Annotated in this window: 24 protein-coding genes; 17 read left to right on the top strand and 7 right to left on the bottom strand. The window is 71.4% G+C overall.

Annotated features, from left to right (window positions below; translation table 11 throughout):
• Positions 1-4: 4 nt before the first annotated feature.
• The 7 genes from IAI53_RS02755 to IAI53_RS02725 all read left to right on the top strand — a co-directional run bounded on the left by IAI53_RS02755 (position 5) and on the right by IAI53_RS02725 (position 6818).
• Entirely contained in the window at positions 5-844 is an 840-nt protein-coding gene (locus IAI53_RS02755; RefSeq protein ID WP_187716619.1) for a DMT family transporter, read from the top strand.
• Positions 841-1785, top strand: a complete 945-nt coding sequence (locus IAI53_RS02750) for an alpha/beta hydrolase family protein (RefSeq protein WP_187716618.1) — start codon at positions 841-843, stop codon at positions 1783-1785. Before IAI53_RS02755 ends, IAI53_RS02750 begins: the two co-directional genes overlap by 4 nt.
• Complete coding sequence (locus IAI53_RS02745; protein WP_349771881.1) at positions 1782-2219, top strand: YqaA family protein; 438 nt, start codon at positions 1782-1784, stop codon at positions 2217-2219. Before IAI53_RS02750 ends, IAI53_RS02745 begins: the two co-directional genes overlap by 4 nt.
• 264 nt (positions 2220-2483) lie before the next feature.
• The gene (hppD, locus tag IAI53_RS02740; protein ID WP_187716616.1) at positions 2484-3563 is read left to right on the top strand and encodes a 4-hydroxyphenylpyruvate dioxygenase; all 1080 of its coding nucleotides are present in this window, start codon (positions 2484-2486) and stop codon (positions 3561-3563) included.
• Between the two features lie 93 nt (positions 3564-3656).
• Positions 3657-4868 carry a chromate efflux transporter gene (gene chrA, locus IAI53_RS02735; protein WP_187716615.1) on the top strand — a complete coding sequence of 404 codons (1212 nt, stop codon included), beginning with the start codon at positions 3657-3659 and terminating at the stop codon, positions 4866-4868.
• Positions 4869-4980: 112 nt separating this feature from the next.
• Positions 4981-6048 (top strand): HD domain-containing phosphohydrolase, encoded by a 1068-nt coding sequence (locus IAI53_RS02730; protein ID WP_187716614.1) that lies wholly within the window; start codon positions 4981-4983, stop codon positions 6046-6048.
• Between the two features lie 107 nt (positions 6049-6155).
• Positions 6156-6818 (top strand): dioxygenase family protein, encoded by a 663-nt coding sequence (locus IAI53_RS02725; protein WP_187716613.1) that lies wholly within the window; start codon positions 6156-6158, stop codon positions 6816-6818.
• A gap of 155 nt (positions 6819-6973) precedes the next feature.
• Here IAI53_RS02725 and IAI53_RS02720 read toward each other — a convergent pair whose 3' ends face one another.
• Both IAI53_RS02720 and IAI53_RS02715 read right to left on the bottom strand, forming a co-directional pair.
• Complete coding sequence (locus tag IAI53_RS02720; RefSeq protein WP_187716612.1) at positions 6974-8347, bottom strand: GTPase/DUF3482 domain-containing protein; 1374 nt, start codon at positions 8345-8347, stop codon at positions 6974-6976.
• Entirely contained in the window at positions 8344-9780 is a 1437-nt protein-coding gene (locus IAI53_RS02715; protein ID WP_225433123.1) for a DUF2868 domain-containing protein, read from the bottom strand. The genes IAI53_RS02720 and IAI53_RS02715 overlap by 4 nt, the downstream gene beginning before the upstream one ends.
• Before the next feature lie 120 nt (positions 9781-9900).
• Between IAI53_RS02715 and IAI53_RS02710 the strand changes: the two genes are divergently transcribed.
• Positions 9901-10884: an alpha/beta hydrolase gene (locus IAI53_RS02710; RefSeq protein WP_187716611.1), complete on the top strand. Its 984-nt coding sequence runs from the start codon at positions 9901-9903 to the stop codon at positions 10882-10884.
• A 151-nt stretch (positions 10885-11035) separates the two neighbouring features.
• Here IAI53_RS02710 and IAI53_RS02705 read toward each other — a convergent pair whose 3' ends face one another.
• Positions 11036-11347: a DnaJ family domain-containing protein gene (locus tag IAI53_RS02705; protein WP_187716610.1), complete on the bottom strand. Its 312-nt coding sequence runs from the start codon at positions 11345-11347 to the stop codon at positions 11036-11038.
• 86 nt (positions 11348-11433) lie between these two features.
• On the opposite strand from IAI53_RS02705, the gene IAI53_RS02700 reads away from it, so the two are divergent.
• On the top strand, positions 11434-12417 hold the full coding sequence (locus IAI53_RS02700) for a hypothetical protein (protein WP_187716609.1): 984 nt from the start codon (positions 11434-11436) through the stop codon (positions 12415-12417).
• A 161-nt stretch (positions 12418-12578) separates the two neighbouring features.
• Here IAI53_RS02700 and IAI53_RS02695 read toward each other — a convergent pair whose 3' ends face one another.
• Positions 12579-13046 carry an Lrp/AsnC ligand binding domain-containing protein gene (locus IAI53_RS02695; protein ID WP_187716608.1) on the bottom strand — a complete coding sequence of 156 codons (468 nt, stop codon included), beginning with the start codon at positions 13044-13046 and terminating at the stop codon, positions 12579-12581.
• Positions 13047-13182: 136 nt separating this feature from the next.
• Between IAI53_RS02695 and IAI53_RS02690 the strand changes: the two genes are divergently transcribed.
• The 3 genes from IAI53_RS02690 (at position 13183) to IAI53_RS02680 (ending at position 19354) form a co-directional block, all read left to right on the top strand.
• Positions 13183-14481, top strand: coding sequence for a D-amino acid dehydrogenase (locus IAI53_RS02690; protein ID WP_187716607.1), 1299 nt, complete (start codon positions 13183-13185; stop codon positions 14479-14481).
• 131 nt (positions 14482-14612) lie between these two features.
• Positions 14613-15866, top strand: a complete 1254-nt coding sequence (locus tag IAI53_RS02685) for an urea ABC transporter substrate-binding protein (protein ID WP_187716606.1) — start codon at positions 14613-14615, stop codon at positions 15864-15866.
• Positions 15863-19354: a bifunctional diguanylate cyclase/phosphodiesterase gene (locus IAI53_RS02680; protein WP_222948142.1), complete on the top strand. Its 3492-nt coding sequence runs from the start codon at positions 15863-15865 to the stop codon at positions 19352-19354. The genes IAI53_RS02685 and IAI53_RS02680 overlap by 4 nt, the downstream gene beginning before the upstream one ends.
• 127 nt (positions 19355-19481) lie before the next feature.
• Here the strand turns inward: IAI53_RS02680 and IAI53_RS02675 are convergent, their stop codons facing one another.
• The 3 genes from IAI53_RS02675 to IAI53_RS02665 form a co-directional block, all read right to left on the bottom strand.
• Positions 19482-19694, bottom strand: coding sequence for a hypothetical protein (locus IAI53_RS02675; RefSeq protein WP_187716605.1), 213 nt, complete (start codon positions 19692-19694; stop codon positions 19482-19484).
• A gap of 29 nt (positions 19695-19723) precedes the next feature.
• Positions 19724-20158, bottom strand: coding sequence for a ProQ/FINO family protein (locus IAI53_RS02670; RefSeq protein ID WP_187716604.1), 435 nt, complete (start codon positions 20156-20158; stop codon positions 19724-19726).
• 61 nt (positions 20159-20219) lie between these two features.
• Complete coding sequence (locus IAI53_RS02665; protein ID WP_349771880.1) at positions 20220-20792, bottom strand: redoxin domain-containing protein; 573 nt, start codon at positions 20790-20792, stop codon at positions 20220-20222.
• Positions 20793-20903: 111 nt separating this feature from the next.
• On the opposite strand from IAI53_RS02665, the gene IAI53_RS02660 reads away from it, so the two are divergent.
• The 5 genes from IAI53_RS02660 (at position 20904) to IAI53_RS02640 (ending at position 26693) form a co-directional block, all read left to right on the top strand.
• Entirely contained in the window at positions 20904-22094 is a 1191-nt protein-coding gene (locus IAI53_RS02660; protein WP_187716603.1) for an MFS transporter, read from the top strand.
• Positions 22095-22508: 414 nt separating this feature from the next.
• Positions 22509-22751 (top strand): translation initiation factor IF-1, encoded by a 243-nt coding sequence (gene infA, locus IAI53_RS02655; protein WP_187716602.1) that lies wholly within the window; start codon positions 22509-22511, stop codon positions 22749-22751.
• A 56-nt stretch (positions 22752-22807) separates the two neighbouring features.
• Entirely contained in the window at positions 22808-24448 is a 1641-nt protein-coding gene (locus IAI53_RS02650; protein WP_187716601.1) for an ATP-binding domain-containing protein, read from the top strand.
• A gap of 32 nt (positions 24449-24480) precedes the next feature.
• The gene (locus IAI53_RS02645; RefSeq protein WP_187716600.1) at positions 24481-24951 is read left to right on the top strand and encodes a hypothetical protein; all 471 of its coding nucleotides are present in this window, start codon (positions 24481-24483) and stop codon (positions 24949-24951) included.
• Positions 24952-25103: 152 nt separating this feature from the next.
• Positions 25104-26693, top strand: a complete 1590-nt coding sequence (locus tag IAI53_RS02640; protein WP_187716599.1) for a methyl-accepting chemotaxis protein — start codon at positions 25104-25106, stop codon at positions 26691-26693.
• The last annotated feature ends 20 nt before the right edge of the window (positions 26694-26713 follow it).

Here is a 26713-nt window from a genome sequence, read left to right as displayed (position 1 = left end):
CTCGATGAACAAGACCCGCGTCCTCCTGCTGACCGCGCTGGCCATGCTCGCCTTCGCCGCCAACTCGCTGCTGTGCCGCGTCGCCCTGCGCGAGACGGGCATCGACGCGGCCAGCTTCACCGGCATCCGCATCGCCTCCGGCGCGCTGGCGCTGTGGCTGATCGTGCGCCTGCGCGAGGGCGGCCTCGGCGGCCACGGCAACTGGCCCTCGGCATTCGCGCTGTTCGCCTACGCGGCGGCCTTCTCCTACGCCTATCTCAGCCTGCCGGCGGCGGTCGGCGCGCTGCTGCTGTTCGGCGCGGTGCAGGCGACGATGATCGGCTACGGCTTTGCCCGCGGCGAACGCTTCGATGCGCGCCAGAGTGCCGGCCTGATGCTCGCCGCCGCCGGCTTCGTCGGCCTGCTGCTGCCAGGGCTGTCGGCGCCGCCGCTGGGCGGCTCGCTGCTGATGATCGCCGCCGGCATCGCCTGGGGGGTGTACTCGCTGCGCGGCCGTGGCGGCGGCAACCCCACCGAGAGCACCGCCGGCAACTTCGTGCGCGCGCTGCCCTTTGCCGCCGTACTCAGCCTGGCGATGCTGCCGCAGGCCGCGCTGGATGCGGCCGGTGTCGGCTATGCGGTGGCTTCCGGGGCGCTGGCCTCGGGGCTGGGCTACGCGATCTGGTACACCGCCCTGCCCGGCCTGCGCGCCAGCAGCGCGGCGACCGTGCAGCTGAGCGTACCGGTGATCGCCGCGCTCGGCGGCGCGCTCTTCCTCGGCGAGGCCATCACCCTGCGCCTGGTGCTGGCCTCGGTGGCGGTGCTGGGCGGTATTGCGCTGGTCATCGGCGGGCGGGCGCGTTGAGCGTCGCAGCACCCCTCGCGGTGGCCTTCACCGCCGCCGACGGCTACCGGCTGCACGGCACGCTGTGGCGCCATCCAGAGGCGGCCACGCCCGCGCGCCCGGTGGTGCTCATCAACCCCGCCACCTCGGTGCGGGCGCGCTACTACTCGCGCTTCGCCACCTGGCTGCACGCGCAGGGCTTCGACGTGCTGAGCTACGACTACCGCGGCATCGGCGCCTCCCGCCCGCCTTCACTGCGCGGCCTGGACGCCGGCTGGCTGGACTGGGGGCAGCTCGACTTCGAAGCCGCGCTGCAGTACGTCGACAGCGCCCTGCCCGGCCAGCCGGTACAGGTGGTGGCGCACAGCGTGGGCGGCTTTCTGGTCGGTCTGGCGCCCTCCAGCCACCGGGTCGGCCGGGTGTTCAGCATGGGCGCGCAGTACGCCTACTGGCGCGACTACATGCCCGAGCGCCGCGGCGCGCTGCTGCTCAAGTGGCATGTTTTCATGCCGGCGCTGACCGCCCTGCTCGGCTACTTTCCCGGCCAGTGGCTGGGCTGGCTGGAGGACACGCCGCGCGGCGTGGTGCGCGACTGGACCGCGCGCTGCCCGCGCTTCGAGGACGCCTGGCGCCTGGACGAGGCGGAGCGCGCGACCCTGCTGGAGCGTTTCGCCGCGGTGCGCGGGGCGACGCTGGCGCTCAGCCTGAGCGACGACGAGTTCGGCACCGTGCCGGCCATCCAGCGCCTGCTGCGCTACTACCGCAACAGCGCCGTCACCCATGTGCACCTCAGCCCGCAGGCGGCGGGCGAGCGCGCGATCGGCCATTTCGCCTTCTTCCACAGCCGCTTCGAACGCACGCTGTGGCCGCTGGCGCTGGAATGGCTGCGCAACGGCCGGCTGCCGGACGATGCGCCGGGCGAAGTGATCCCGCTGAGCGCCGACGACCGGGTCAGCGCGTGAACGCAACGGTATACCTCGGCCTCTTCCTCTCCGCCTTCGGCGCCGCCACCCTGCTGCCGCTGCAGTCGGAAGCCGCGCTCGCCGGCCTGCTGCTGCTCGGCGAGCAGCCGGCGTGGGCGCTGGTGCTGGTGGCCACCGTGGGCAACGTGCTCGGCTCCATGCTCAACTGGCTGTTCGGCCGCTACCTGGAGCGCTGGCACGACAAGCGCTGGTTCCCGGTGCGCGCCGACACGCTGGTGCGCGCGCAGCGTGCCTACCACCGCTACGGGCGCTGGTCGCTGCTGATGAGCTGGGCGCCGATCATCGGCGACCCGCTCACCGTGGTGGCCGGCGTGATGCGCGAACCGCTGTGGAGCTTCACCCTGATCGTGCTGATCGCCAAGGCCGGGCGCTACCTGGTGCTGGCCGCGGTCACCCTGGGACTGCTGGCCTGAATCCGCTCGCGCAGTCGCCGCCGCCCGGCTAAACTGCCGGCACACCCCGACGACACCCGACCGGGCCGCAGATGCCCGGCGACATGAGGAGACAAGCCGGTGTCCCACACCATCCGGCCCCGCGGCGAGACCCTGGCGCCAGGGCTTGCCCTGTGCATCGGCCAGCACCTGGCGCGCAGCGTGCGCGGCAAGCCGGGCGCGCCCCCGCATTCCTGATCGATCCACTGTCCAACCTTCACTAGTCGATCTTTCAGGAGCACCGACATGGCTGACCTTTTCGACAATCCCATGGGCCTCATGGGTTTCGAGTTCGTCGAATTCGCCTCACCAACCCCCAACACCCTGGAGCCGATCTTCGAGTCGCTGGGTTTCACCCGCGTGGCCGAACATCGTTCCAAGGACGTGGCGCTCTACCGCCAGGGCAACATCAACTTCGTCCTCAACAACGAACCCCGGAGCGCGGCGACCTACTTCGCCGCCGAGCACGGCCCCTCGGCCTGCGGCATGGCCTTCCGCGTGCGCGACTCGCACCTGGCCTACACCCGCGCCCTGGAGCTGGGCGCCCAGCCGATGGACATGCCCACCGGGCCGATGGAGCTGCGCCTGCCGGCCATCCGCGGCATCGGCGGCGCCCCGCTCTACCTGATCGACCGCCATGGCGACGGCACCTCGATCTACGACATCGATTTCCGCTTCCTCGAAGGCGTGGACCGCCACCCCGCCGGCCACGGGCTGCGCGAGATCGACCACCTGACCCATAACGTGTATCGCGGGCGCATGGCGCACTGGGCGGCGTTCTACGAGCGCCTGTTCAACTTCCGCGAGATCCGCTACTTCGACATCAAGGGCGAATACACCGGGCTGACCTCCAAGGCCATGACCGCCCCGGACGGCAAGATCCGCATCCCGCTCAACGAGGAAGCCTCGAAGACCACCGGGCAGATCGAGGAATTCCTGATGAAGTTCAACGGCGAGGGCATCCAGCACGTGGCGCTGCTCACCGACGACCTGGTGGATACGGTCGACCGCCTGCGCGCGGCCGGCGTACCGCTGATGAGCGCGCCGCCGGCGACCTACTACGAGATGCTCGAAGAGCGCCTGCCCGGCCACGGCGAGAACCCGGCCGAACTGCAGCGGCGCGGCATCCTGCTCGACGGCACCACCGCCGATGGCGGCAAGCGCCTGCTGCTGCAGATTTTCTCCGAATGCCTGCTGGGGCCGGTGTTCTTCGAGTTCATCCAGCGGAAGGGCGACGACGGCTTCGGCGAAGGCAACTTCAAGGCGCTGTTCGAATCCATGGAGCGCGACCAGCTGCGCCGCGGCGTGATCAGCGCCGGAGGCTGAGCCGGCGGCCCGGTGACGGTTTGCCTGTCCCGAATCCGTCATCGGGCCGCTCTATCATGCAGGCCTCGCACGGCACCGCCCGCTTCGCTTTCGATGAGCTCACCCACCCCCGCCCCTTCACCCCGCCATCGCGACACTGCCTGGCAGGTCTTCCTGATCTTCCTGCGCCTCGGGCTCACCTCCTTCGGCGGCCCGGTCGCCCACCTGGGCTACTTCCGCGAGGAGTTCGTCACCCGCCGGCGCTGGCTCGGCGAACAGGCCTATGCCGACCTGGTCGCCCTGTGCCAGTTCCTCCCCGGCCCGGCGAGCAGCCAGGTGGGACTGGCGCTCGGCCTCGGGCGCGCCGGCCATGCCGGGGCGCTGGCCGCCTGGGCGGGCTTCACCCTGCCGTCGGCCGTGCTGCTGGTGCTGTTCGCGCGGGGCATCGCCAGCCATGGCGACGCCCTCGCGCCCGGCGCGCTGCACGGCCTCAAGGTGGTGGCGGTCGCGGTGGTGGCGCAGGCGGTGTGGGGCATGGCGCGCAGCCTGTGCGCGGATGGGCCGCGCGCCGGCATCATGGCCGCCGCCGCCGCCGCGGTGCTGCTCGTCCCCCAGGCCGGGATGCAGGTCGCGGTGATCGGCGCCGCCGCCCTGACCGGGCTGCTGTTGTTCTCCGCCCCGCCCCCCGCGGCGCACGATCCGCTGGCCCTGCACATCGGCCGGCGTGCCGCGCTCGGCTGGCTGGCGCTGTTCTTCGTCCTGCTCGCCGGCCTGCCGCTGGCGGTGGATTTCAGCGACGCCCCGGCGCTCGCCCAGGTCGATGCCTTCTACCGCGCCGGCTCCCTGGTATTCGGCGGCGGCCACGTGGTGCTGCCGCTGCTGCAGGCCGAGGTGGTGCCCAGCGGCTGGGTCGATGGCGACACCTTCCTCGCCGGCTATGGCGCCGCCCAGGCGGTGCCCGGCCCCCTGTTCACCTTTGCCGCCTTCCTCGGCGCATCCGCCTCCGTCGGCCCCGCGGGCTGGAGCGGAGCGGCGCTGTGCCTGGCGGCGGTCTTCCTGCCCGCCTTTCTGCTGGTCTTCGGCGCGCTGCCGTTCTGGGAGCGGCTGCGCCGCGCACCGCGCGCCCGCGCCGCACTGGGCGGGGTCAACGCCGCGGTGGTCGGCCTGCTGCTCGCGGCGCTCTACGACCCGGTGTGGACCAGCGCCATCCTCCGCCCGCAGGACTTCGTCCTCGCGCTCGCCGCCCTGCTCGCCCTCACCGTGTGGAAGCTGCCGCCCTGGCTGGTGGTGCTGGCCAGCGCCGCCGGCGGCTGGCTGCTCGCCTGACGCGGCCTCTTGCACCGGCGCGGCGCGACGACCGCCGAATTGAGCCAGATCAGAAGCCGGCATATGCCATAGGTCGTAGAATGAAGCCGCCCCCCATACCGGCGACAAGAACATGGACGCCACCGCGGCTTCAGCGCCTGCCATTCCCGACCCCGATGCGAACGCCACAAACAGCCAGGCCCTGATCGACGCCCTGACCGCCCACGTGGCGCTGGTCGACCGCTCGGCGACCATCGTCGCGGTGAACCGCGCCTGGCGCCAGTTCGCCGATGCCAACGGCGGTTGCCTGCCCGAACACGGCATCGGCCAGAACTACCTGGCCCTGCTCGACGGCATGCGCCGGTGCTCCCCGCACACCGCCAAGGAGGCCGAGGACGCCGCCATCGCCCGGCGGGTCGCGGCCGGACTGCGGCAGGTGCTGAGCGGCGATGCGGACTGCTTTCGCATGGAGTACCCCTGCGACGGCCCGGGCGAGGCGCACTGGTTCCTGCTCACCATCACCCCGCTGCCGCACGCCGGCGGACTCGGCGCCGTGGTGGCGCACGAGGACCTGACCGCGCTCAAGCGCGCCCAGGACCGCGCGCTGGAGCACAGTGCCCAGCTGGCCGCCTCCTTCAGCGGCACGGTGAACGCGATCGCCCGCTTCATCGAGAAGCGCGACCCCTACACCGCCGGCCACCAGCAGCAGGTCGCCCGCCTGTGCGACGCGATCGCCCGCCGCCTGGAACTGCCGGACGAGCGCCGGCAGGGCCTGCTGCTGGGCGCCAGCATCCACGACATCGGCAAGATCTCGGTACCGCTGGACATACTCGCCCGCCCCGGACGCCTGAGCCGGCCGGAGCACGAAATCATCCGCGCCCACCCGCAGACCGGCTGCGAGATCCTGGAGGGCATCGACTTTCCCTGGCCGATCGCCGACATGGTGCACCAGCACCACGAGCGGCTGGACGGCTCCGGCTACCCGCAGGGGCTGGCGGGCGAGGCGATCTGCCTGGAGGCGCGCATCATCTGCGTGGCCGACGTGTTCGACGCCATCACCTCGCACCGCCCCTACCGCGCGGCACGCTCGCATGCCGAAGGCGTGGACGAACTGCTCGCCGGGCGCGGCACGCGCTACGACAGCACCGTGGTGGACGCCCTGCTCGCCCACCTGCAGGCGCCGGCCACTGTAGCGGCCTGAAAGGGCGCCGCCCGACTGCCGGGCGATGGCGACCGAACGGCTGCGGGCAGCGGCGGTCGAAACGGACAACCCATCCGCTCACCGGCCATCGCCTCACGAGGTGCCCCATGCTCCGCCTGCCCGCCACCGCCCTGCCCCGCCCCGTCCCCTACAGCGCCGCGCGCCGCCGGGTGCTCGGCACCCTGGCACTGAGCGCGCTGGCCGCCGGCATCTCGCGCGCCTACGCGCAGGGCAGCTCGCTGTGCGGACCGACCGCGCCGACCACCGCCGGCCCGTTCTACGTGAGCGGCACGCCGCTGCTCGCCGACATCAACCGCCTGGGCGCACCCGGCACACCGATGCGGGTGCGCGGCACGGTGTTCGGCGGCGACGGCACCCAGCCGCTGGCCACCGCCATCGTCGAACTCTGGCATTGCGACGCCGAAGGCCACTACCACCCGGCCGACCAGGGCGGCATGGCCGACTTCCCCGACGACGCGATCAACCTGCGCGGCACCGCTGTCAGCGACGCTCAGGGCGAGTACCGCTTCGACAGCATCGTCCCCGGCCACTACGGCAACCGGCGTCGCCACCTGCACTGGCGGATCAGCGCGCCGGGCCACCGCACGCTGGTCACCCAGTCCTACTGGCGCGAGGAGCGGCACACGGCGCGCGAATCGCGCGACTTCGTCGACCGCAATACCGAGGACTGCCGCTGGGTAGCCTTCGCGCGCGGCACGGACGGCACGATGGAGGGGCGCTTCGACGTGGTGCTGGAGCCGCTGGCCTGATCGCGGCCGAGGCCGCGCCGTGAGCCATTCCCGCGTGTAGGAGCGGGCTTGCCCGCGATTGCGGCCTTCGTTCTTCCACCCGCCGTATCGCGGCCAAGGCCGCTCCTACGGGTCGGTTCCGGCCGCGATTCTCACGCGCGCCGCAGCCGCCCCCTTCAGAGCATCCCGGCGAGCAGGTCCTCGACCGCCGCCTCGCGCGCGTCGTCGCCTGCGCTGGCCCACTCCGGGTGCGCCCGGGCGCGCTGCAGGGCATGCGGCAGCGGACCGTCGCGCCAGCGTTCGACCACCTCGTCCCCGCTGCCGGCCGGCGTGCCGCCCACTTCGATCGGCGCCAGCGCGGCGTGGCCGCGGCCCTCCAGCGCGTCGAGCAGCTGGGTCTGGCGCAGCGCCACCACGCGCAGCACGGCGTCGTCAACGCTGAGCTCGCGGTGCCCGCGCAGCTTGGCGGCGATGCGCTCGCCGTAGTGGCCCACCGCCTGCCACAGGCCGCCGGCCAGCGCGCCGAGGGCGGCCGCCGCGCCCAGGGTGAGGCCGCCGGTCATCAGGTCGATGCCCACCCCGGCCGCCGCGCCGGCCGCCACCCCGGTGGACAGCTGCACGCCCATGCGGCGCAACGTCTCCGGGTTGAACAGGTCGTCGTCCCAGCGCCCGTCGGCCAGCGGCAGTTCGGCCGCGCGCGCGTCGTCCGGGCGGAAGCGGTAGAGACGCAGCAAGGCGTCCACGCAGGCCTGCTCGCGGGCGCGCACCGCGGCGCGCAGGCGCTCGACCGCGGCGCCCAGGGCAGCTTCCGATTCCTCGGCGACGATGTCACGGCGCGCCGCCAGTTCGACCAGCAGTTCCGCCACCAGCCGGCGCGCCGCGGCACGGCGTTCGTCCGCTTCCCGGGCGCGCGCCTCGACCAGCGCGGCGAGCGCCGGACGATGGCCGTGCAGCAGGGTCGCCAGGGTGTCGAACAGCAGGCGTTCGCCGTCCAGCGCCGGCGCCACGGTGTCGAAGCTGACCACCGCATGCAGGCCCAGGCGGGCGAGCGCAGCGCGCCATTCCTCGGTGCGCGCCCCGGCTGCGGCGACGAAGTTCAGCACCGGCAGCAGCGGGCGCGCACAGCCGGCGAGGATGGCCAGCTCGTCGCGATGCTTGGCCAGCACCGCGTCGCGCGCATCCACCACGTACAGCCCGGCGTCGCTGGCGAGCAGCTGGCGCAACACCTTGGCCTCCTGCTCGAAGCGCGCGCCGGCTTCAGGAGTGGCGAGGAAGCGCGCCACCCGCTCGGGGCCATCGAGGCGCTCGCCGGGCGCGGCCAGCGCCTCGATGAATTCCAGCAGGGCGATGGCGTCCTCCATGCCCGGGGTGTCGAACAGCTCCACCACCGGCACCCCGTCTGCGAACAGGCGCAGGCCTTCCACATGGCGGGTGGTGCCGGGCGCGTCCGACACCTCGCCGAAGCCGGTGTCGCGCGCCAGGGTGCGCAGCAGCGAGGTCTTGCCGGTGTTGGTGTGGCCGACCACGGCCACGCGCAGGATGGCGTTCATGTGCTCGCTCCGCTGTCGCCCGCCAGCCAGGCGCGCACGCTCGCCGGCGCCGCGCTCAAGAGATCGGCGGACAGGCCGATGCGCTCAAGCCCCGCGGCCCACTGCGCCGCGCGCGCCCCGCCACCCGGGGCCCACACCCGGGCTTCGCCCGCGTGGTCGGCCAGCTCGGCAATGAAGCCGAGACTGCCGCGGTCCGGCGTCTGGCGCGCATCGACCACCACCAGCAGGCGCTGCGGCGGGCGCCCGGCGAGCGCCGCCAGCGCGGCGTGGCGCTGCTCGCGGCTGTCGAGTCGGCCGCCGTCGTGAAGCCCGGCCGGCCAGCCGGCTTCGTCGCAGGCCGGCGGCCAGGGCTCGGCCGCGTCCAGTTCCAGGCCGAGCAGCACCGCTTCGCCATCGACCACCGCGTGCGCCGTGTGGCGCTGCGGCGCAGGCAGCCCTGCCGGGGCCGGGTCACTCACCCCCAGGCGCTCGCTCGCCGGCTGCAGGCGGAAGCGCAGCCGCGCGTAGCCCGGACGGGAAAGATCCAGCTCAAGCGCCGCGGTGGCCCGCCGCCACAGCAGCGCACACCCCGCGGCAAGCACCACGCGCGGCAACACGCCATAGACCAGCAAGCTGCCGAGCAGCCAGCCCGCCCAGGCGCGCCGCCCGGCTTCGGCCTGCATTGCCTGCTCGCCGCTGGCCGCCACCGTGGCCGCATCCGGCACCGGGAAGCCGAGCACGCCGGGCAGCGCGCCCAGCCAGGCGGCGAAGGCGACGAAGGCATCCGCCGGCAGGATGGTGGTTTCCCACACGAAGCCGTAGCGCCGGGTGGCGAGCAGCACCAGCACGCCGAGCGCCGCGCCGCCGAGCAGCAAGGCCCACAGGCCGTGGCTCACCGCCCCGAGCCCCCAGGCCGCGGCACGCCCACGCCCGAGCAAGCCGCCGAGCGCGCCCGGCAGGTCGGCCGCCGCGGCGCTGCGGTCGGCCAGCGCCACCAGCCGCAGCCACAGGCGGCCGAACAGGCCGCCAGCGGACAACCCCTGTCCGCGCCCGGCGAGCGCCGTCCACAACAGCCACAGCACAAGGCTGGCCAGATGCACGCCGAGCAGCCCGCCCACCGCCCACACCACGTTCACCGGCCGGCTGCCGTCGCCCAGCACCCCGGCCGCCGCCCCGAAGCCGGCCAGCAGCGCCAGCACCGCGGCCGCAAGCAGCATCAGCCGCGCGCGGCCCCGCCAGCGCAGCAGCGCGTCGCGCCAGCCCTCGCGCGCGCCGAGCGCCTCCGCACGGCGCAGGATGCGGTTTTCCAGGTCACCGTCCGCGGCCAGCGCGGCGGCGTTGACCTGCGCGTCCTCCAACGGACCGTCGCGCTCCTCGCGGCGGCGCACCAGCTCGGCGAGCCAGCGCGCCTCGAGCGGGGACAACGGAACGGAGGACGGGTCGGATCGGCTCAATTTGACGGCCCCTCGGCGGGGGCGGGCGAACACGGCGGGAATGCCGGCATTGTAACCGCGCAGCTGGCTTGCATCGGCGCAGGCGGAATCTAGTATCAGTGCATAACCGGAGGACGCGCCATGCTGTTCATCACCTGCCGCATGCCCACCCGCAACACCGAGCCGGAGCTGAACCGCGACTTCGAGTTCGACCTCGGCAACAACGCCTCGAACCGCGCCTTCTTCTGTTGCCGGCGCAAGAAGAAGGGGCGCTACGAGGAGATCGGCAGCAAGGCCCTGCTCTCCGGGCTCAAGGCCGCGAAGCACCGCCAGGTGCTGCTCTACATCCATGGTTTCTCCAACCTGCCCGAGGACGTGTTCGCCGCGGCCGGGGAATTCCAGGGGCTGTGCGACCGGAAAAAGCAGGGCGAAGTGCTGGTGGTGCCGGTGATCTGGCCGTGCGACAACGACCTGGGCGTGGTCAAGGACTACTGGGACGACCAGAAGGCGGCCGACCAGAGCGCCTTCGCGCTGGCGCGCATGTTCCAGAAGTTCATGGAGTGGCGCGCCTCGCCCGAGTACAACCCGGAAGACGACCCCTGCCTGAAGCGCATCAACGTGCTGGCGCACTCGATGGGCAACCGCGTGCTGCGCCAGACGCTGGCCAACTGGCACCGCTACGACCTGCCGCAGGGCCTGCCCCTGCTGTTCCGCAACACCTTCCTGGTCGCCGCCGACATCGTCAACGAAGCCCTGCACCGCGGCCACGCGGGCGAGTTGATCAGCCACACCTCGCGCAACGTGGTGGTCTATTACGCCTCGGACGACCTGGCGCTGCGCGCGAGCAAGGTGGCCAACGTGCGCAACGCGGTGGCCTCGCGACGACTGGGCCACACCGGCCCGGAGGACATGGACCTCACGCCGAAGAACGTCTACGCGATCGACTGCGACGAGGTGAACACCGCCTACGATCCGCCCAAGGGGCACAGCTACTTCCGCTCCGGCACGAAGAAGGGCCGGCCCGGCGTGGTCTTCGAGCACATCTTCGAGACCTTGCTGAGCGGCCGGGTCTTCCCCGCCGACGAGACGCGCAAGAGCAGCATCCTGCAGCTGCGCGGCGGCTGAACGACTCAGAATGTGTGAAGAAATCGTAGCGAGCGGGTCGGTGGCAAGGCGCGCGGCGCACAGCGACCGAGACATATCAGATGGATAGGCGAGGGAGCGAGCACCGCGCAACGCCGCCAGCGGCCCGCGCAGTAGATTTATTCACACATTCTCAGGCGTCGCGACTGCGCTCGCCCAGCTGCACGATCAGCCAGGCAAGACGCCGGCGCAGTTCGTCGCGCACCGTCCCGGAGGGCGTTGCGGCGATCTCCGCGCGCAATGCGGCGATCTCGCGGCGCATACCGATCTCCGCCGGCGCCGCGCCGGCGTTCCTGAGGATGTGGTTCATCATCCGCAGTTCGGGCGGTACCAGGAGATCGTCGGCGAGATCGAGCGGCCGCCCCGCTCCGGGCAGCCCATCGAACTCGCCGCGGCGCTGCGCATCGAGGATGCGCTGCTCGGCCAGGATGTCGAAGACCTTCATGCTCTCGATTGTAGTGAGCGGTACTTGCATTGCGCCGCACAGGGACTAAAGTCGGGGCTTTGCTGCCCCGCACCAAGTACCGCGCGATGAACCTGCTTGCAACACTCACCTCCTGGCTGGCGCCCGCCCCGGAGCCGGACGCCACCGTGCGCGCCGGGCTGGCGCGGGTGGGCGAACTGGTGGGTGGCGGGCTTACCGCGGAGAACGACTTCGAACGCCGCCTGGCGGGGCCGGTGGCCCATGCGCAGGCCTACTGCAGCGGTCTGGTCGAGACGCTCCCCCAGGCGATTGATGTAGACCGGCAGGCTTTCTCCGCCGATCCGCTGGTGCACGCCCTGTTCGCCTCGGCCGACGACATCGCCGCGACCATCGGACGCAGTGCCGCGCTGCGCGAGTTCGTCGACGAACCGGCCGCCTGGCAACACGAACACTTCCACGCGCTGCTGGCCGCGCGCCGGCATGGCAAGCAGGTGCTGGGGGTCGCCAGCCAGGGCAGTATGATCGCCACCGACGTGCCGCAGTGCCTGCTGTACTTTTCCGAACACACCATGGTTTTGCCAGCGGTGGATGCATCCACCGCTCAGGCGGTGCAACGCGCAGCGGCCTTCGACAGCCTGCTGCAGACCTTTGCCGACCACGTCGCCGCGGCGCGCGAAGAGCGCAAGCAACTCACGCTCGAGCGCGAGATGGAGAAGGCGCGCATGTACGGACGCCGCGGCCGCCCCGATGCGGAGTGCCTGACCCGGCGCATCGCCGAACTCGACGACTGCCTGCGCCGCAAGGCCGACGCCCTGTTGCCCGCCCAACTGCTGCGCGCGCTGGCCGACTTCCTGATGCAGCCCGAGCAGGCCCTGCACCTCGACCCGGTGGACCTGCTGGTCGACCGCCGCGGCGCAATGGCCACCGACGGCATGGCCGCCGGCAGCGACGCAGTCGGCATCCGCTTCATGGAGGCCATCGGCCGCGACCGCCGCCGCCACGTGGTGCAGCCGGTGCGCCTGCGTTGCGACGAGGCCCGCGCGGCCTTCACCCGCGCCCGCGAACTGCGCGACCGCCTGCTGGTGCTGTAGGCCAAGCCCGCGATTGCGGCCAAGGCCGCTCCTACAAGAAGTGCGCAATCGCCTGCCGGTGATGTGGGCCGTGTACGGGTAGGAGCGGGCTTGCCCGCGATGCGGCCTGCGGGGAAACGAGCGCCGCATCGCGACCAAGGTCGCTCCTACAGCGCCCTCCTTCAGCCCTCGGCCGGCAGGTACAGCGTCTCCTTGATCTCCTCCATGACCACGTAGCTGCGCGACTCGGCCGCGGCCGGCAGCTTGAGCAGGATGTTGCCGAGCAGGCGGCGGTATTCGCCCATCTCGGCGATGCGCGCCTTCACCAGGTAGTCGAAATCCCCCGACACCAGGTGGCATTCCATGACCTCGGGCACGTAGCGCATCTCGTTCTTCACCCGCTCGAAGACCTCGCCGGACTTGGCCGACAGCTTGATCTCCACGAATACCAGCAGGCCGCGGCCGAGCGCGTGCGGATTGACGTGGGCGTGGTAGCCGGTGATCACGCCCTCGCGCTCCAGGCGGCGCACCCGCTCGGTGCACGGCGTGGCCGACAGGCCCACTTTCTCGGCCAGTTCGGTCATCGCGATGCGGGCATTTTTCTGCAGGATGTCGAGGATTTTCCGGTCGGTCCGGTCGAGTTCGCGCATTTCACTTCCATCCGGGGAGAACGAGGCTCGCAATGGAAGTATTCACTATCAGATAGATCGATATAAGTGAATTTCGCTGCGAACTGCCTTCTAGACTTCGCACATTCAAGGCAAGCATAGCCCCACGGAGGCAGACATGCACGTCATCGTTCTCGGCAGCGGCGTCATCGGTACCACCACCGCCTACTACCTCGCCCGCGCGGGCGCAAAAGTCACCGTGCTGGACCGCCAGCCCGGCGCGGGGCTGGAAACCAGCTACGCCAACGCCGGCCAGGTGTCGCCCGGCTACTCCACCCCGTGGGCCGCGCCCGGCATTCCGCTGAAGGCGATCAAGTGGCTGTTCCAGCGCCACGCCCCGCTCGCCCTGCGCGCCGACGGCAGCCTGTTCCAGCTGCGCTGGATGGCCGCCATGCTGCGCAACTGCACGCCGGCCGCCTACGCGGTGAACAAGGAACGCATGATGCGGCTGTCCGAGTACAGCCGCGACTGCCTGCGCGAGCTGCGCGCCGAGACCGGCATCCAGTACGAAGAACGCACCCGCGGCACGCTGCAGCTGTTCCGCACCCAGGCCCAGGTGGAGGCCGCCGCGCGCGACATCGCGGTGCTGGAGGAATGCGGCGTGCCTTTCGAACTGCTCGACCGCGACGGCCTGGCCGGCGCCGAGCCGGCGCTCGCCCGGGTGCGCGACCGGCTCGCCGGCGGCCTGCGCCTGCCCAACGACGAGACCGGCGACTGCGCGCTGTTCACCCGCCGGCTGGCCGAAATGGCCGAAGGCCTGGGCGTGCAGTTCCGCTACGGCCAGGCGGTGGACGGCTTCGAGCTCGACGGCGGACGCATCGCCGCGCTGCGCGTGGGCGGCGAGCGCCTCACCGCCGACCGCTACGTGCTCGCCTTCGGCAGCTACTCGCGCCCCTTCCTGCAGCAGCTCGGGCTGGACATTCCGGTGTATCCGGTCAAGGGCTACTCGCTCACCGTGCCGCTGGTCGACGCCGAGGCGGCGCCGGTGTCCACCGTGCTGGACGAAACCTACAAGGTGGCGGTGACCCGCTTCGACGACCGCATCCGCGTGGGCGGCATGGCGGAACTGGCCGGCTTCGACCTGTCGCTCAACCCGCGCCGCCGCGCCACGCTGGAGATGGTGGCGCACGACCTCTTCCCCGGCGGCGGCGACCTGCCGAAGGCGGAATTCTGGACCGGCCTGCGCCCGATGACCCCGGACAGCACGCCGATCGTCGGCGCCACGCCCATCCCCTGCCTGTATCTCAACACCGGCCACGGCACCCTGGGCTGGACCATGGCCTGCGGCTCCGGGCGCCTGGTGGCGGACCTGGTCACCGGCCGCAATCCGGCGATCCGCGCCGACGACCTGGCGATGGCGCGCTACACCCGCAGCCCGCGCCCGCCGCAGCCGAGCAGCCGCCCGGCCAGCGCCTGATCCGGCCGGCACCTGCCGGCAGATCGATAACCATGACCTGAACGCGGATTATTCCCGCAAACGCCCGGTTTGCCGCACCACGGCAGCGGCGCGAACTGGCATAGTTCGGGGGTTCCATCCCCCCGGCCGCCATGACGTCCCTGCCTTATCGAGTACTCCTGCCGCTGCTCGCCGCGCTGGCCGCCACAGTCATCTGGCTCGGCCTGCGCCAGCCCGCACCCGAGCCGGTGCGCCTGGGCGTGGTGCATGCGCTCAGCGGGGTCATGGCCGACAGCGAGAGCCGCCTGGTCGAGGCCCTGCAGCTGGCGGCGGAGGAGCTCAACGCCGCGGGCGGCGTCCTCGGGCGGCCGCTCGAGCTGGTCGTGGTCGACAGCCGCTCCGATGCCACGCACGCCGCGCAGGAGGCCGAACGCCTGATCCGCCAGGAGGGCGTGCAAGCCCTGTTCGGCTGCTGGACTTCGGTCTGCCGCAAGGCGGTGCTGCCGGTGGTCGAGCGCCACCGCTCGCTGCTCTTCTACCCCCTGCAGTACGAGGGCATGGAGCAGTCCGAACACATCGTCTACCTGGGGGCGGCGCCCAACCAGCAGATCATCCCGGGGGCACGCTGGGCCATGGAGCGCTTTGGCCGCCGGATCTACCTGGCCGGTTCCGACTATGTCTTCCCACGCACCGCCAACCGCCTGATCCGCGACCTGGCCCGCGCGGGCGACGGGGAAGTGGTCGCCGAACGCTACCTGCCACTCGCCGCCACCGATTTCGACGCTCTGGTCGGGGATATCCGCGAGGCCCGTCCCGACGTGGTGCTCAACACCATCAACGGCGTCGGCAACCGTCACTTCTTCAATGCGCTCGCACGAGCCGGCCTGGGCGAGCTGCCGGTGGTGTCGTTCAGCGTCGCCGAACCCGAGTTGCGCATGATCGGCGAGGCGGCCCACCACCCGGCACATCACGCGGTGTGGGGCTATTTCCAGAGTCTTCCCGGCGAGGCCAACGCCCGCTTCGTGGCCCGCCTGCGCCAGCGTTTCGGTGCGGACCGGGTGAGCAGCGACCCGGTGGTCTCCAGCCATACCGGACTCATGCTGTGGGCCGCCGCCGCGCGCCGGGCCGGCACGATCGATCCCGGCCAGGTGAGCCGCAGCGTGGCGCACACCAGCCTCTCCGGCCCGGCGGGCATCGTCGCGGTGGACAGCACGACCCGACACGCCTGGCGGCGGGTGTTCGTCGGCCACGCGCGGCCGGACGGCCAGTTCGACGCCACCGAGATATCGGAAACCGCCATCCGGCCGGCACCGTTCCCGCCCTATCACAGCCGGGCCTACTGGCTGAGGCTGGTGGCGGGGATGGCCGCCAGCCATCCTGCAGACGAACGGAGCGCCCGCCAGTGAAGCAGCTCAGCCTGGCCGTCCGTCTCGCGCTCGGCTTCCTGGTCGTCGCCCTGCTGCCGCTTGCCGGGCTGGCCTGGTACTACCTGCACACCTTCGAGCAGGCGCTCACCGCCTCGGTGCTGCAGAACGTCTCGCTGATCGCCGACAAGAAGGCCGGCCAGATCGACGGTTTCATCGACGAACGTCTGGCCGATGCGCGGGTCAGCTCGCTGCAGCAACCGGTGCGAAAAGCGCTGCAAGCGCTGTCCGAAGCATATGAACGCGGCGGACTGGACGCGGTACGCGGGATCGCCGGCGAACACCGCGCACAGCTCGACGCACTGGGCGAGCGCAGCGAATACCACGACCTGCTGCTGATCGACCGGGAGGGCAATGTCATCTTCTCGCTGCGGCAGGAGGCGGACCTCGGCACCAACCTGCTCGACGGCCCCTATCGCGACACCCCGCTGGCCGCCGGCTTCCGCCAGGCGATGACCTTCCTGCATGTGGACCTTACCCACTTCGCCCCCTACCAGCCCTCCCGCGGCGAGATCGCCGCCTTCGCGGTCGCGCCGGTGATCGACGGCGACCGGCTGATCGGTGCGCTTGCCCTGCAGATCAACCTGGCCACCATCGCCCCGGTCGTCGCCGACCGCACCGGGCTGGGCAGCACCGGGGAAACCGTGCTGGCGCTGCGCGACGGCGAGGCGGTGCGCTTCAGCATGCCGCTCGCCAAGCAGGCAGGAGAACCCTTCAGTGTCACCGTCTCGTCCACCGACGTGGCGGTCCCGATGCATCATGCCCTGGCCGGGGAGCAAGGTTTCGGCATCGCGCGCGACTACGCCGGCACCGAGGTAGCGGCAAGCTGGCAGTACCTGCCCGCGCTGGACTGGGGCATGGTGGTGAAGATCGACGCAGCCGAGGCGCTCGAACCCTTCCAGCGCCGCCAGCGCAACACCGTGCTCGCCTTCGCCGCCTTCGTACTGCTCTCGGCGCTGGCCGCGCTCGGCCTGGGCCGGCGCTTCCTGCGCAGCGAGAGCATCATCGCCGCGCAGGAAGCGCGCTACCGCGCGATGTTCGGCAGCATGACCGACGGGGTGGCGCTTTACCGCCCGGTGGGCGATGGCGAGGAGTTCGTGGTGCTCGACCTCAACCCCGCGGGTGAGCGCATCTCCGGCATGTCGCGCGACGAGGTGCTCGGCCGGTCGTCCCGCGAGGCCTTTCCCGGGCTAGAAGCCGCCGGCATCTTCGCCGCCTTCCGCCGGGTGCACCGCGGCGGGGGCAGCGAGACGGTCAACCTGACCGCCTACCGCGACGAGCGGGTGGACCTGTGGGTGGAGAACGACGTGATCCGCCTGCCGGGCGGCGAGATCCTCTCGGTGTTCAAGGACATCACCGCGCGCAAGCAGGCCGAGGACGCCCTCGGCCGTTCGCTGGCCGACCTGCGCGAGGCGCAGCGCATCGCCCGCCTGGGCAACTGGACGCTGGACCTGCGCAGCGGCAGGCTGGAGTGGTCGGACGAGGTCTTCCGCATCTTCGAGCTCGACCCGACCCGTTTCCCGGCGAGCTACGAGGCCTTCCTGGCGGCCATCCATCCCGAGGACCGCGCGAGCGTCGACCGCGCCTACCGCGAATCGCTGGAAACCCGCCAGCCCTACGAGATCTCCCACCGTCTGCGCTTCCCGGACGGGCGCATCAAGCATGTGCACGAACACGGCGAGAGCCTGTTCGCCGAAGACGGCACGCCCCTGGTGTCGCGCGGCACGGTGCAGGACATCACCGAACTGCGCCGCGCCGAAGAAGCCCTGCAGCTCTACGCCAACATCTTCGAGCACAGTGGCGAGGCGATCATGGTCACCGACCACGACAACCGCATCATCGCCGTCAACCCCGCCTTCACCCGCCAGACCGGCTACAGTCTGGAGGAGATCGGCGGCGCCAACCCCAACATGCTGTCCTCGGGCCGCACCCCGCGCGAGACCTATCAGAGCATGTGGTCGGCGCTGAACGACGGCGGCTACTGGCAGGGCGAGCTGTGGGACCGCAACCGCAACGGCAGCGTCTACCCCAAGTGGGCGGCGATCTCCGCCATCCGCGACGCCGGCGGCGCCATCACCCACTACATCGCCAGCTTCACCGACATCAGCGAGCGCAAGGCCGCCGAGGCGCGCATCGAGCACCTGGCCCACCACGACAGCCTCACCGGCCTGTTCAACCGCTACAACCTGGAGATCCGCCTCTCCCAGGCGCTGTCTTCCGCACGGCGCGAGGGCAACGAGCTGGCGGTGATGTTCATCGACCTCGACCGCTTCAAGGTCATCAACGACACGCTCGGCCACCACATCGGCGACCTGCTGCTGGTCGAGGTGGCTCAGCGCCTGCAGCACTGCGTGCGCGAGAGCGACATCGTCGCCCGCCTGGGCGGCGACGAGTTCGTGGTGGTGCTCACCGGCCTGGACAACCCGGAGGACGCCTCATCGGCGGGCGCCAAGATCCTGCACGCCCTCAGCCAGCCCTACGACATCGAAGGCGACCGCCTGCACACCAGCCCGAGCATCGGCATCAGCGTGTATCCGGGCGACGGGCGGGACGCCTCCACGCTGATGAAGAACGCCGACACCGCCATGTACCACGCCAAGGAGCAGGGGCGGAACAACATGCAGTACTTCACCGCGGCGCTCAACGCCGCGGCCGGCGAACGCATGTCGCTGGAGCGCGAACTCCGCCTGGCCACCGAGCAGGAGCAGTTCGAACTCCACTACCAGCCCCAGGTCGCCACCGGCGCGCCGCCGGACGCCCGCCCCTGCGCAGTCGAAGCCCTGCTGCGCTGGCACCACCCGCAGCGCGGGCAGATATCGCCGGCGCGCTTCATCCCGATCGCCGAGGAAACCGGCCTGATCGAGACCATAGGCGCCTGGGTGCTGGACGAAGCCTGCCGCAGCTTCGCGCAGTGGAAGGCTGCCGGCATCGGCCCGCGCCGGGTGGCGGTGAACCTCTCCGCCCACCAGCTGCGCAGCCCGGCGCTGGTCGAACGCGTCGAGGCGGTGATGCGCCGCCACGGCCTGGCGGACGGCGAGCTGGAACTGGAGATCACCGAATCGGTGGCCATGGACGACCCGGCCGCAGCCATCGAGAAGCTCCAGGCCCTGCGCAGGCTCGGCGTGACCCTGGCGATCGACGATTTCGGCACCGGCTACTCCTCGCTGGCCTACCTCAAGCGCCTGCCCATCCAGATACTCAAGCTCGACCGCGAGTTCGTGCGCGACATCGAGACCGACCCCAACGACGCGGCGATCAGCGCGGCCACCCTCACGCTCGCCCACAGCCTGGGGCTGGAAGTGGTCGCCGAAGGGGTGGAAACCGCCGCCCAACGCGATTTCCTCGCCGCGCACGGCTGCGACAAGCTGCAGGGTTATCTCTTCGGCCGCCCGCAGCCGGCGGAGCACTGGCTGGAAATCTGGCAGGGTGGAAACCAGCCCGGCGCCGAACGCCCGCGGCATCCGGCATAGGCGCGGCTTGGGCCGCGATACGGGCGATGGGGTAAGGACGCAGCATCGCGGCCAAGGCCGCTCCTACGGGTCGTCCTGAAGCGGGCAGCCGCTGCCGGCCGATGCCCGTGTCGCCTGCACTACGCTACTAGGACTCTCCGTCGGGCATGCGCATCAGGCGCAAGGCGAGGACGATGCCCGCCAGGGCGTTGGCCAGCGCGAAGAGGCCGACCACCAGGCTGGCTGCGGTGGTCAGCGGCCAGGTGCGCAACACCCAGGCCAGCACCGAAGACAGCAGGTTGAAGGCAATCATCAGCCAGAACAGGGGGTTGCGCGGCTGAAACAGGCGGGAGAGCCTCATCTGCCGCACGGCCGCGACGCGCCCGCGCTTCAGCGCGAGAACTTGCCGACCAGCTGGGCCAGCTTCTCCTGGCGGCGGCGCTCGGCCTCGTCCGCCTCGCGCTTCGCGCGCTGCTCCTTCGCCGCCTTGGCGAAGCGCTCCTTGAGCAGCGTGGCCGCGTGGGTGCGCTGCTCCTCGGTCACCTCGCCGGCAGGCTTGCCGTCCAGGTCGAACCGGGTGTCGCCCTTCTCCACCGCCTTCAGGTAGCGGGTGGACGCGGTGTGCAGGCGCAGCGCGCTGCGCAGCGCCTTGCGGCTGAACTCCGGGAAACGTTCGTGGATCGCCGCGTCGATGCGGATCGCCAGCGGCCGGCAGTCCTTGAAGGTCGGCGATACCGCCTGCAGCTTCTTCAGCAGTTCGCGCGGTTCGATGGCGGTCTGCTGGGGCTCGGCGGCCTGCGGCGCGGGGGTCGATTCGGTGTTCATCGTGCGGGGCGGAATGCTGGAAGGGGGCGATGCGCGGGCATTCTACCCCACCCGGCGCCGATCAGCGGCCCGGAAAGGTCTGCGCCCACCACATGCGCAGGCGCAGACCGGCCGCGGTGGTGTAGCCCATCTCGGCGAAACGGATGTCGCCGTCGCGGTCGATCACCACGAAGGCCGGTACACCGTGCAGGCCGTATTGCGCGGCGATGCGCCCGTCGCCATCGACCACCGCGGGCCAGTTCAGGCTGCGCCCGCGCAGGGCGGCGCTCACCTGCGCCGCGCCGCCCGATTGCATGGCCACGGTCAGCACCGGCCAGTCGCCACGCAAGGACTCGACCGTCCCCTGGGTCGTGCGGCACACCGGGCACCAGTCGGCCCAGAAGTAGACCAGCACCGCGCGCTGCGGATGCGCGGCCCGCCAGTCGGCCAGCGTGACCGCTTCGCCGCTGCTCAGCACGCCCACGAATTCGGGCGCGGGCCCCGCCGGCACATGGCGGGTCTGCCACATGCCCACACCGAGCACCACCGCGACGATCAGCAGCAGATCCACCGCCCAGCGCCGCCAACGCGCGGGGCGCCGCGGTGCCGGCGTCACCGCCTCGGCCTCGCGCACCTCGGCGGGCAGCTCGCTCACGCGCCGCTCCCGGAAACGGCCGCCGCCTTGATCCGGACGGTTGTTGCCCGCCGCCGCTTCGGGCAAGCTCCACGACAGGTCGATTCCGCCCCAGCAACCGGTACTCCGTCCATGCCCGTCCTGCGTCTGGTCTGTGTCATCTATCTGCTCATGCTGCCGGTCACCGGTATGGTACCGGTACTTCACGGCCTGACCGAAGGACGGCATCCGGAAACCGGCGACCTCGCCCGTCACCTGTTCATGTCGGTCAACATGATCGGCGCGCTGATCGCCGCGCCGCTGGCCGGCCTGGCTTCGGACAGCCTGGGGCGCAGGGTGCCGCTGATCGCCGCCGCGCTGGTGGTGAATGGCCTGGCCCTGCTGCTGATCGCCGGCGACTGGTCCTATCCCGCGGTGCTGGCGCTGCGCTTCGTGGAGGGCTGCGCGCACATGACCGCGCTGTCCCTGCTGATGACCCTGGGCGCCGACCACGGCCGCAGCCGCGGCATGGGCGCGGCCATGGGCGCGGTGGGCGCTGCGGTCAGCCTGGGCGTGGCCAGCGGCGCACCGCTGGGCGGCTGGATCGGCGCCGCCTCGGCCACCCAGGTGCCGTGGCTGGGCGGCTGGCTGATGCTGGCGCTGGCGGTGGCCGTACCCTTTGCGCTGCGCGATGCGCCGCGCGAAACCGAACGCCCCTCGCCGGCCCGCCTGCTGCGCGAGTTGGCCGCCAACCGCATGCTGGCGGTGCCCTATGTCTTCGCCTTCGTCGACCGCCTCACGGTGGGCTTCATCGTATCCACCTTCTCGCTCTACCTGGGCGCGGTGCTCGGCTTCGATGCACGCCAGATCGGCCTGGTGATGGCCGCCTTCCTGATTCCCTTCTCGCTGCTCACCTACCCGGCCGGACGGCTGTGCCACCACTGGGACCGCCTGGGCATGATGATCGCCGGCAGCGTGCTCTATGGCGTGTTCCTGATCGCACTCGGATTCGCCCCGGCCGGCGCGGTCGCCGCACTGATGGCCGCCGGCGGCGTGGTCGCCGCGCTGATGTACGCGCCGTCGCTGGTACTCACCGCGGAACTGGCCGGTTCGGCGCAGCGCGCCAGCACGCTGGCCGGCTTCAACGTCGCCGGTTCGCTGGGCTTCGCGCTCGGGCCGCTGCTCGGCGGCACTCTGGTCGGCAGCTTCCGTGCCGCCGGCATCGACCCCTATCTGCCGGTGTTCCTCATCGTCGGCGCGCTGGAGATCCTCATCGCGCTGGCCATGCTGCCGCTGTGGCGGCGCGGGCTGGGGAGGCGGAACGCAGGCTTGGCGGCCGAGTAAACCATTCCGACCGCCTGATCTTCGGCCCACGCGACCGGCACGATTTTACGTTGCAGCGCAACAAGCGTATAATGCGCGCTTGCCATCCGGCAGCCGCCTTCCGGAGCCCTGCTCCACCTCCTGGCTGCCCACTCACCGGCCACTGCCGGTGACGTTATCTTCGGTCCGGGCATACGGGCCGACAGCACGAAACCGCGCATCGCACGCCCAGGGCCGCGTCCTGCCGCCCACCGCGCACGATGCACCCGTCCGGGACTCGCAAGGGTCCCGTCAATCAGGCTCACAGGTCTTTGTTCCGCGCCCGGCAAGCACCGCGCGCGGACGATTTCATCCATGGCCGGCGCACTCGCCGCGATCTGTGGCCTGCAATACCGCCCGGCTGCGGCACCGCCGGGCGCGCAAGAAGGAGTATGCATGGCCAAGGAAGACCTCATTCAGTTCGAAGGCGTGGTGGAAGAAGTGCTGCGCGACGCACGTTTCATGGTGAAGCTGGAGAACGGCATGGACGTGGCGGCCTACGCCTCGGGCAAGATGCGCAAGTTCCGCATCCGCATCCTCGCCGGCGACCGCGTCACCCTGGAGATGTCGCCCTACGACCTGTCCAAGGCGCGCATCTGTTTCCGCCACAAGGACGAGCGCCGCCCGCGCCCGAACTGAAGCCCACGGCCTTCGGGTAACATCCGGCGCATCGTTTCCCGGAAGGACCCGAGACCGTGGCCCGCATCATCCCCGACGGCTGGCGCGAGCTGGCCGTCACCGGCGCCGCCCAGCGCGAAATCGACACCCTGAACCTGCTGGCCGCGGCGCTGCCGGCCGCCTACACCGTGTATCACGCGGTGCACTGGACCAACCTGGAACGCGGCTACGCGGTGCACGGCGAAGTGGACTTCGTCGTAGTCAACGCCGCCGGCGATCTGCTGCTGATCGAGCAGAAGTGCGGCTTCCTCGACGAGACGCCGGAAGGCATCGTCAAGCGCTACCCGGGCCGGGTGCACAGCATTCCGGCCCAGCTCGCGCGCAGCGCCGAGGCCCTGCGCGGCAAGCTCGCCGCCCGCCCCGGCTGCACGGCCATAGCGGTCGATTTCCTCCTCTACGCTCCCGACTACAAGGTGCGCCAGCCGCACACCGCGGGGCTCACCCCCGAGCGCATCGTCGACAGCGCGCGGCGCGAGGCGCTCGCGCAGACCATCCAGGACATCCTGCCGGAAGGCGAGCCGGCCCCGGCCGCACCCGAGGTGCACCGCTTCCTGCGCGACGTGATCCAGCTCGAGGCCGACGTCAGCGCGCTGGTCGGGCGTGCGCGCGACATGGTCACCCGGGTGGCCGGCGGGCTCGCCCAGTGGGCGCGCCAGCTGGAGTTCGAGCCCTTCCGCCTGCGGGTCACCGGCACCGCCGGCTCGGGCAAGACCCAGCTCGCGCTGGCCGAATACCGCGCCGCTGTCGAGGCCGGCCGCCGCCCGCTGTACGTGTGCTTCAACCGTCCGCTGGCCGACCATTTCTCGGCCATCGCCCCGGCCGGCGGGCTCGCCTGCTCCTTCCACCAGCTCTGCCACCAGCGCCTGCGCGCGGCCGGGCGCAGCCCGGATTTCTCCGCCGCGGGCGCCTTCGACCGCATGATCCTGGAAGCGGCCGAGCTGCCGGTGCCCGAGGACTACCGCTTCGACAGCGTGATCGTGGACGAAGGCCAGGACTTCCCCGAGGCCTGGCGCGACCTGGTGCTCGCCCATGCCCGTCCCGGCGCCCGGCTGATCTGGCTGGAAGACCCGCTGCAGAACCTCTACGCGCGCGACCCGGTGCCACTGGCCGGCTGGGTAGGCCTGCGCGCCACCAGCAACTTCCGCAGCCCGCGCGCGGTGGTGCGCATGCTGCAGGCCCTGCTGCCCGAGGAGCAGCGTATCGAGGCCGCCTCGCCGCTGGACGCCGCCGAGGTGGAGCTGATCGACTACGCCGACGCCCCCGGCCTGCTCGCCGGGGTCAAGGAAGCCATCCGCCGCTGCTACGCGGCCGGCTTCCGCAAGGAGGATCTGGCCATCGTGTCCTTCCGCGGGCGCGAGCAGTCGCGCCTGTTCGGCCACAGCGAAATCGGCCCGCACAGCCTGCGCCACTTCACCGGGCGCTACGACCTGCTCGGCCACCCGGTGTTCACCGAGGGCGACGTGCTGCTCGAATCGGTCTATCGCTTCAAGGGCCAGGCCGCCGCCGCGGTGATCCTCGCCGAGGTGGACTTCGACCGCCTGGACGACGCCACCCTGCGCAAGCTCTTTGTCGGCGCCACCCGCGCCACGATGAAGCTGGTGGTGGTGGCCTCGACCCGTGCCGCCGCCGAGCTGCGCAGCCGCTACGACATGCGATAATCGTCGCCACCCCCTCCACCGACCGTTCCGCCATGGCCGTCCTCGCCGAAGCCATCTCCGTGATCGTCCGCAAGGATGCGGTCGCCGCCAGGCTGCCCGGCGGCGAGGCGCGCTTCCTGGAACTGGTGCCCAACCGTACCTTGTGCGACGACCAGGACCTGTACCGTGTCGGTTTCCTGTCACCCGAGGAAACCGCCCGCTTCACCGACGCGCTGCAGGACGCCGGGCTGATCTTCCTCGGCGACGACACCTGCGCGGTGGACCTGGCGGTCGTCGACCAGCAGCACGGCCCGACCACCGCCTGCACCTGGCTGGGCTTCGGCCGTGCCGATCCGCAGGGCGCGGGACAATGGGTGAGCCTGTGCTGGCTGCGCGCGGCCGACGGCAGCCCGGCAGACCTTGCCGGTGCGCTTGCCGCCCAGCCGCTGGCCACGCCTTCCGGCTGGCGGTATGAAATATCTCTCAGTCGGCAGTTTTCTTTCACCCCGAACACGTCCGCTTAGTCCAAGCTCATACGCTTCGCGCATACGGCTCGCGTACGAGGGCTGCCTGCAGGAGCAGGCCCTCTCGACGCTCACACGCCCGTAACGATGCGCATGGATATTGCTTGTTGCCAGGGGCCGCTTTGTCAGCAGGCCCACAGCGAGGACGCCAGATGAAGAACAACCAGCCGGTCACCGCCAACGAGGTGCCGTTCCCGCCCGACACCTACCTAGTGTCGCGCACCGACCTGAAGGGCCTCATCACCGAGGCCAACGACGCCTTCGTGCAGATCGCCGGGTTCCCGCGCGAGGAACTGATCGGCGCCAGCCACAACATCGTCCGCCACCCGGACATGCCGCCGCAGGCCTTCGAGGATCTGTGGCGCACGGTCAAGTCCGGCCGCCCCTGGCGCGGCCTGGTGAAGAACCGCTGCAAGAGCGGCGACTACTACTGGGTGGACGCCACCGTGGTGCCGATCACCCATGAAGGGCGCACCACCGGCTACATGTCGGTACGCACCAAGCCGGAGCGCGCGGCGATCGCCGCCGCCGAAGCGCTCTATGCCCGCCTGCGCGCAGGCGGCTCCCTGCCCGGCCGCCGCCGCAGCCTGCGCAGCTGGCCCGCGCTTACGGCCGGCCTCGGCCTGCCCGCGGCGCTGTGCGCCCTGGCCGCCGCCTACCTGGGCGACACCGGCACCGGCGCGGTGCTGGGCGGCGTCGCCGGCGGACTGCTGCTGGCCGCGCTGCCCGCCGCGCTGGTGCTGCGCCGGTTGACCGCCGGCCTGGACCGCGCCAACCGCTACTTCGACCGCATGGCCGAAGGCATCATGACCGACGCCATCCCGCTGGACGGCCGCGACGAGATCGGCGGCATGCTCGCCCGCCTGGCGGTGACCCAGACGCGCATCAAGGAGATGATGGACCGCATCAACGCCGCGGCGCGCCAGATCGAACGCAACACCGGCGCCCTGCGCGGCGACGTGCGCGACGTGGCGGAACAGTCTTCCTCCCAGCTGGAGAACCTGCAGGCGGTAGCCGCCGCCACCGAGCAGTTCAGCCAGTCGGTGCGCGAGGTGGCCGATCACGCCGCCGACACCGCCCGCTCGGCCGCGGGCGCGCGCGAGCGCGTGTCCACCAGCAACCGCGGCATCGAGCGCAGCATCCAGGCCACCGCCGGCGTCATCGACACGGTGCAGCGCTCGAGCGCAACCATCAACGAGCTGGACGCAGCCATCGGGCGCATCGGCGACATCACCCGCAGCATCCGCGAGATTGCCGACCAGACCAACCTGCTGGCGCTCAACGCCGCCATCGAGGCGGCGCGCGCGGGCGAGCAGGGCCGCGGCTTCGCGGTGGTGGCCGACGAGGTGCGCAAGCTGGCCGAACGCACCAGCAACAGCACCGGCGACATCACCGGCATGGTCGAGGAGATCCAGGCCATCACGCAGCGCGCGGTCAGCGTCATGGGGGCTGCGGTGGGCGAAGTGGAGAACGGCGTGGCGATGATGCGCGACAGCGTCGGCGGTCTGGACGGCATCACCGCGGCCAGCGAGGATGTGGCCGAACGTGCCGAGCAGATCGCCGCGGCGGCCAGCCAGCAGGCCCAGGCCAGCAACGAGGTGGCCGGCAACGTCGAACGCATCGCCGCGCTGAGCGAACAGAACAGCCGCACCGCCCGCGATGCCTCCGCGCAGACCGAGGCGCTGCAGGCCATGACCGCGCAGCTCAAGGCGCTGGTGGCGGAGTTCCAGCTCACCCGCTGAGCGGCGGCGGGCGGGCCGTC

It is taken from the genome of Thauera sedimentorum, from assembly GCF_014489115.1.
Lineage (GTDB): Bacteria > Pseudomonadota > Gammaproteobacteria > Burkholderiales > Rhodocyclaceae > Pseudothauera > Pseudothauera sedimentorum.
The sequence above is the reverse complement of the archived record's forward strand: the minus strand, read 5'-3'. Positions and strand labels throughout refer to the sequence as shown.